Below are 6888 nucleotides of genomic sequence, written 5' to 3' on the forward strand. Positions count from 1 at the left end.
AGCCATTTCTGCTAGGCGTGGCTCCGGAGCCATCGATATCTGGAGACCAACGCCTTCATAAGCGCCAAAGGCAACCGCATTTTTCGGGATGCTTTTGCGCACTTGGAGGGATACACACATGAGTACAACACAGTTGGCAAATAAACGAGAGGAAAATATGGTGCTGCCGGTGCTGGCCCTGCGCGGGCTGGTGGTGTTCCCGGGGATGATGCTTCAATTCGACGTGGGCAGGAAGAAGTCCATTCTGGCGCTCTCTAAGGCGATGGACGAAAATCAGATGATCTTTCTGGTGGCGCAAAAGGATCTCGGCGACAACGAGCCAAAGCTACAGGGACTGTACCGTATCGGCGTGGTAGCAAAGATCAAGCAGGTGGTGCGCCATCCAGAGGATGGGGTACGAGTATTTGTGGAGGGCTTGTACCGTGCGGAATTGGCCAGCCTACAGGAAAGCGATCCATTCCTGGTGGGAGAGATTTTGCCGGTGCGGACCCGTGCCTATCGCAGAACCCAGCGCAGCGAAGCCTTGATCCGCTTCACGCAGACGTTATTCGAGCAGTATCTGCAAAATTATAGCCGTGTGCCTCCGGACATTGTGGTGGGCGTGGTGCAGAAGAAGGACTGCGGGGAACTGGCGGACTTTATTGCAGCCAACATCATGTTCGATTATGAGCAGAAGCAGCGTGTTTTGGAAGAACTCTCCCCGGTTAAACGCCTGAATAAGTTGGTAGAGATCTTACAGCGTGAAGTACAGGTGCTTGAGATCGAGAGCCAGATCAGCGAGAAGGCCAAGGAGCAGATCGACCAAAACCAACGGGAATATTTTCTGCGCGAACAGATGAAAGCAATCTCCTACGAGTTGGGTGAGGACGACAACCCGCAGGAGGAAGCGGACGAGTTCCGCGACCGCATCGCTAAACTGCAGTTGCCGGAATTGCAAGAAAAAAAGCTCCTCAAGGAGTGTGACCGGCTGGCTAAGTTGCCGGATGGTTCCCATGAGGCGGGCGTGATTGTCGGCTATTTGGAAACCTGTTTGGATCTGCCATGGAATACCGTCAGCAAGGAGCACATCGACTTGGAAAAGGCCCGCAAGATCTTGGACCGGGATCACTACGGCCTGAAGAAAGTCAAAGAGCGCATTTTAGAAGTGTTGGCAGTCAAAAAGCTTTCCCCAGACATCAAGGGGCAGATCATCTGTCTGGTCGGCCCGCCGGGCGTCGGCAAGACCTCCATCGCGCGGTCAATCGCTGAAGCCATCGGGCGGAAGTACGTGCGGGTGTCCCTTGGCGGCGTGCGGGATGAGTCCGACATCGTTGGCCATCGCAAGACGTATGTGGGAGCGATGGCCGGCCGCATTATTTCAGCCGTCAAGCAGGCGGGCACCAAAAATCCACTGCTTTTGCTCGATGAGATCGACAAACTCAGCCACGATTTCCGAGGAGACCCGGCCTCTGCTCTTTTGGAAGTGCTCGATTCCGAGCAAAATGCCACCTTTTACGACCATTATATCGACATGCCGTTCGATCTGAGCGATGTGATGTTTATCACAACAGCGAATGATTACAGCACGATTCCAGAACCGCTGGCAGACCGCATGGATGTGATTACCCTGGAAGCTACACCCACGAGGAAAAATTCCAGATTGCGACCAAGCATCTGATTCCCAAGCAGATGAAAAAGCATGGGATTCCCAACAAGCAGGTACGTATCCAGTCCGCCGCTGTACATGCACTGATCGACGGCTATACCAGAGAGGCCGGCGTACGCAACCTGGAACGCCAGGTTGCCGCCCTGTGCCGTAAGTGCGCGGTCAAACTCGTGGAGGATGGGGAGGCAAAGATCACCATCGCCCCGAAGGATTTGGAGGGGTTGCTCGGCCCGGCCAAATTCAAAAATGACGATCTGCATAAAACGGACGAGGTAGGGCTGGTCAACGGATTGGCGTGGACAAGCGTCGGCGGCGAATTGTTGCCGATCGAAGTTGCCGTTATGGAGGGAACTGGAAAGATCGAACTGACGGGTTCTCTGGGCGATGTGATGAAGGAATCGGCGCGCACAGCGATTAGTTGTATCCGGACACGCGCGTCCTTGTTGGGGATTGATCACGATTTCCATGCAAAATACGACATCCATATCCACGCACCGGAGGGGCGATCCCCAAAGACGGCCCTTCCGCTGGAACTGCGATGGCTACCGCGATCACTTCGGCGCTATGCAATATCCCGATCCGCCATGATGTGGCGATGACCGGGGAAATCACGCTGCTGGGCCGTGTTTTGCCGATCGGCGGCCTCAAAGAGAAAACCATGGCGGCTTATCGTGCGGGTATTAAGACCGTGATAATCCCGTCGGACAATGTTCCAGATCTCGCAGAGGTGGACGATGTGGTCAAGAACAGCGTTCATTTTCTGCCGGTTCAGAAGGTGGACCAGGTATTAGAGGCGGCGTTGGTATGTATGCCGGAGCCAAAGCCTGAATCTGCACATGCCCCGTCGGGAATCCTGTCCACTGCGGCGGGACAAGCTGCCGCTACAGCGCCGCAACTTCCGCAGTAATGGCGGTGGGTATCAAACCAGTTGAAAGGGGAATCCCAAATGAATTTCCAAAATGCCGTGTTTGAGTCTGCCTCGGGCCGCGTAGAGCAGCTTCCCCCTTCCAGCGTGCCGGAGATTGTCTTCTCCGGCCGCTCCAACGTGGGGAAAAGCTCGCTCATTAATAAACTGCTGAACCGCAAATCGCTGGCGCGTGTCAGTGCAAAACCGGGAAAGACAGGAACGGTCAACTTTTATCGCCTGCCGGATTGCCGCTTGGTGGATTTGCCGGGGTACGGTTATGCCAAGGTTTCTGCTTCAGAGAAATTGCGCTGGGCAGAACTGGTGGAAGGATACTTAAATGCGGGGCGTAACATCCGTTTAGTGGTGCAAATTGTGGACTTTCGCCACATGCCCACCCGCGATGACCTTCATATGATCGAGTTTTTGGCCCAGGCAGGGTTGCCCTTTCTAGTGGTGGCTACAAAGAGCGACAAACTCAATAAGACGCAGCGAACCCAGCAGATGGATGCTTATTGCGCACTTTTTGAAGAACTGCCGGATACCATGTTGATCCCTTTTTCGGCTGTGAACGGTGAAGGGGTGGAGGACATGCGTCATCAAATTGAGTTGGCTTGTGCAAATACTGTGCAAAATTTATAAAATTTTTATAAGATCACTTGCTTCCCTAGGGAGTATGCTGCTTGCCTCTTTACTTTTTGACTTTTATATGCTAAAATCTTATCTTACTAATAGTGGTTTCATAAGGGCAGAGGAAAGTCTGAATTTTAAAATGGAACGGCTTTTTATGAGGATTTTGTCGGTTTACTTTGTGAGATTGCTAAAAATACGATAGGGAAGTGACTTTTTTGAACTCTAAAATCAAAGATGAGAGTGTTGATTTTCTGTTTGAGGCGATTCTTTCTCTAAAAACGGTAGATGAGTGCTATAATTTCTTTGAGGATCTCTGTACCGTTCCAGAGATCAAGGCGATGTCGCAGCGCTTGCTGGTGGCCCATATGTTGAGTACGAAGCGCGTCTATAGCGACATTGTGGCGGAAACAGGGGCCTCTACAGCCACTATCAGCCGTGTCAATCGCTCTCTCAACTATGGCTGTGACGGGTACGCCCTGGTCTTTGACCGCCTAGATCAGAAAAATGGCGATCATAAGGAAGCGGACAAATGAGTTACGCTTCCTTTGCACAATATTATGACAGTCTGACACAAAACGTCGAATACGCCCGCCGTGCGGAATACTTATGCGCACTGATGGAACATCTGGGGCATAGGCCGGGTCTGACGCTTGACCTTGCCTGCGGCACTGGCAGCCTGACGATTGCACTGGCAGAACGGGGAATCGATGTTTACGGGATTGACGGGTCCGCGGACATGCTCTCCGTTGCAAGGCAAAAAGCAGCTGAGAGCGGCCTGGACCTGTTGTTTCTGTGTCAAAAAATGCAAAAACTTGACCTCTATGGCACGGTGGATACGGTGATCTGTGCCCTTGACAGCATCAATCATTTGACGTTAGAGAAGGATGTACAGGCCGCGTTTGATCGGGTTTCCTTGTTCCTGAACCCTGGCGGGTGGTTCCTCTTCGATGTCAATACTGTGTACAAACATCGCTATGTGTTAGCCAACAATGTATTTCTTTATGATACGGATGAGGTCTACTGTGTTTGGCAGAACCACTATGAGGAGAAGAATGATCGTGTTGGCATTCAACTCGACTTTTTTGGCCGGGAGGGGAGTCTCTATCGAAGAAGCGGCGAACACTTCTATGAACGCGCCTATCCACCGGAACAACTGCTCCACATGTTGGAAGAGGCGGGGTTCGACAAAGTTTACCGCTTTGGCGACTTGAGTTTACAGGAGCCGGGCGAGCGAGAGGAACGTGTGGTCTATGCTGCACGCAAAATGAAATAGGATGGTTTCGATTGTATGGATAGAATGATCAGATGTATCACCTCGAATGGGGCAATTATGGCTGCAGCAGTAGATTCCACGGTTCTTGTGGCGACAGCTCAACAGGTACATGATACCAGCCCTGTAGCGACAGCGGCGCTTGGACGCTTACTGACGGGCGCCTCGATCATGGGAGGCATGCTCAAAAAGGATGACGCCTCGTTGACCTTGAAGATCAACGGTGGAGGGCCATTGGGGTCGGTTGTGGCGATTGCAGATAGCCGCGGGAATTGCCGTGGTTGGGTGGAACATCCTGGGGTGGATTTGCCCCTCAAGCCGAATGGAAAGCTCGATGTCGGCGGTGCAGTGGGGCGTGACGGCCTGTTCGGCGTGTTGCGCGATTTTGGCTCTGGGCAGCCTTACATTGGGCAGGTAGAGATTGTTTCTGGCGAGATTGCAGAGGATATTACCAACTATTATGCAGTCAGTGAGCAGATCCCCACGGTCTGTGCTCTGGGGGTGTTGGTCGATAAGGCCGATCACAAACTCCTTTTGGCTGGCGGCATGTTGGTGCAGGTGCTCCCTGGAGCGACCGATGCGGACATCAGCCAATTGGAAAGGAATGTCGCGGTGTTGGAGCCGGTGACGACCATGCTTGCCAAGGGAATGTCAATTGAAGAGATGTGTAAAACAGTTCTCCAAGGTTTTGAAATGGAGATCTTAGACGAATTCCCGGTAGCATATGCCTGCAATTGCAGCAAGGAGCGTGTATCAAACGCATTGGCAACTCTCCGTCCGGAGGAGATTCGCACATTGGCGTTGGAGGATGGTTTTATGGAAGCGAAGTGCCAGTATTGTAATCGTGCATATCGTTTCTCCCAAGAAGAGCTGAATCAGTTGGCAGACAGCGTGGCAAATAAATGAGATGTATTTCTGATTCGAGAGGATGGAATAAGAGTAGGGACGGCCTGTCGGAGAGCAGGCTCGGATTGGAAAGCTGCAAAAAGCATTTTACCTTACAATCTGCAGTAGAGTGGGGCGTTTTCAACCCCAAATAGAAGCCATATTTCTTTAGAGCCTGATAAAACGTGCATGGGGGCAAAGCCTTTCATGCACGTTTTTATATCCTTAAGGGACAGAAATGCTACGCGTGAAGAGATTTTACTCTTTACGCAGAAACGGTTTTGGAGGCAGTGGTGTGTATAAAACAATTTTTCCAACAGTGGGCCTTATGTATGGGGTGAACGCTTCTTGTTAGGTTTTGAGGCGTAAGATGAGCTGTTTTATAGGTCAAATAGATCAAAGCCGGAAAAATAATGATAACCTGAAGCAAGGGATGCATATGTCTTGAGGGAAGGAGAATGGACTACATCAAAAGGTAAGCTGAATTTTGGTTCATCACTTTTTGAAGTCGGAAAGGGAAAAATTGTTTTCCTGGGAAAAGAAGTGTATAGCCCCACGCAACCTTTGCCAGCGTGATGGGAATGGAATCTATAAGTCCGTATTGAAAGAGGGACTCCGCCTCCATTACGATCGTGATGATGAAGACTACAGGTGTACTTCGATGATCCCTGGATGCAGATGGAGGACATGTGGATGTATCCCTCCTACAAAAAGGGTGAATGAAAAGGAAATAGCCAGTATATGATATCTATTTGAGCGTATTGAGCGAATATCGTCCTATCTGTAAGGGAAGGTATTGAAGCGGATCGGATGGCGGTTCGAGAGGATATCGTCTTTTTAGAGGAGGATGGATAGGAATGTCACAAGGAAAGAAAAGAGGCTGAGAGGACAAAGAACATACGGAAAAACAGAGGAGTTCCCTATTGTTGCTTATGTTGTAAGGAACTTGCACAAGAAGTGTCAAGAAGCAATCTATACGAATACAATTTGAGGGAAGGAAGGTAGTTTTACCCTTAAAAATGAACCTCCAAAAACGATCAAAAAAAACTTGAAAAAAATTGAAAAAAGGTATTGACTTTTGATAGATCATATAGTATTATATAACACGTCGCTGATGAACAGCAGCAAACAAAAAGGGGGTATAGCTCAGCTGGTTAGAGCACCTGCCTTACAAGCAGGGGGTCATAGGTTCGAGTCCTATTGTCCCCACCAATATCCGGCTCGGTAGTTCAGCTGGTTAGAACGCTAGCCTGTCACGCTAGAGGTCGACGGTTCGATCCCGTTCCGAGTCGCCATATTTGCCTCTGTAGCTCAGTTGGTAGAGCAGGGGACTGAAAATCCCCGTGTCGATGGTTCGATTCCGTCCGGAGGCACCATTTATGCGAACGTAGCTCATCTGGTAGAGCGCCACCTTGCCAAGGTGGAGGTAGCGAGTTCGAGCCTCGTCGTTCGCTCCAATTTTTTGGCGTCATAGCCAAGTGGTAAGGCATGGGTCTGCAAAACCCTGATTCCCCAGTTCAAATCTGGGTGACGCCTCCAATTTTGAAAGCC

The 6888-nt window shown here is 50.6% G+C and carries 4 protein-coding genes, 5 tRNA genes and 1 pseudogene; all 10 read left to right on the forward strand.

The annotated features are described in order from the left end of the window. Window positions 1–118 precede the first annotated feature (118 nt). Window positions 119–2552, forward strand: a pseudogene (gene lon, locus ACGCCZ_RS10335) (endopeptidase La). Between the two features lie 39 nt (window positions 2553–2591). Beyond that, window positions 2592–3191: a ribosome biogenesis GTP-binding protein YihA/YsxC gene (yihA, locus tag ACGCCZ_RS10340; protein ID WP_085532814.1), complete on the forward strand. Its 600-nt coding sequence runs from the start codon at window positions 2592–2594 to the stop codon at window positions 3189–3191. Window positions 3192–3397: 206 nt separating this feature from the next. Next, window positions 3398–3715, forward strand: coding sequence for a YerC/YecD family TrpR-related protein (locus ACGCCZ_RS10345; RefSeq protein WP_054323342.1), 318 nt, complete (start codon window positions 3398–3400; stop codon window positions 3713–3715). Then, a complete protein-coding gene (locus tag ACGCCZ_RS10350; RefSeq protein WP_054323341.1) occupies window positions 3712–4455 on the forward strand; it encodes a class I SAM-dependent DNA methyltransferase in 744 nt (247 codons plus the stop codon). Before ACGCCZ_RS10345 ends, ACGCCZ_RS10350 begins: the two co-directional genes overlap by 4 nt. A 15-nt stretch (window positions 4456–4470) precedes the next feature. After that, window positions 4471–5358: an Hsp33 family molecular chaperone HslO gene (gene hslO, locus ACGCCZ_RS10355; RefSeq protein WP_054323340.1), complete on the forward strand. Its 888-nt coding sequence runs from the start codon at window positions 4471–4473 to the stop codon at window positions 5356–5358. 1114 nt (window positions 5359–6472) lie between these two features. After that, window positions 6473–6549 (forward strand) — tRNA-Val (locus ACGCCZ_RS10360). Window positions 6550–6555: 6 nt separating this feature from the next. Continuing rightward, window positions 6556–6632: transfer RNA gene (locus ACGCCZ_RS10365), tRNA-Asp, on the forward strand. 5 nt (window positions 6633–6637) lie between these two features. Further along, a tRNA-Phe gene (locus tag ACGCCZ_RS10370) sits at window positions 6638–6713 on the forward strand. Window positions 6714–6718: 5 nt separating this feature from the next. Beyond that, a tRNA-Gly gene (locus tag ACGCCZ_RS10375) sits at window positions 6719–6794 on the forward strand. 7 nt (window positions 6795–6801) lie between these two features. Continuing rightward, a tRNA-Cys gene (locus tag ACGCCZ_RS10380) sits at window positions 6802–6876 on the forward strand. Window positions 6877–6888 lie beyond the last annotated feature (12 nt).

The organism is Anaeromassilibacillus sp. SJQ-1, assembly GCF_046693725.1.
In the GTDB taxonomy this organism is placed as follows: Bacteria; Bacillota; Clostridia; order Oscillospirales; family Acutalibacteraceae; genus Anaeromassilibacillus.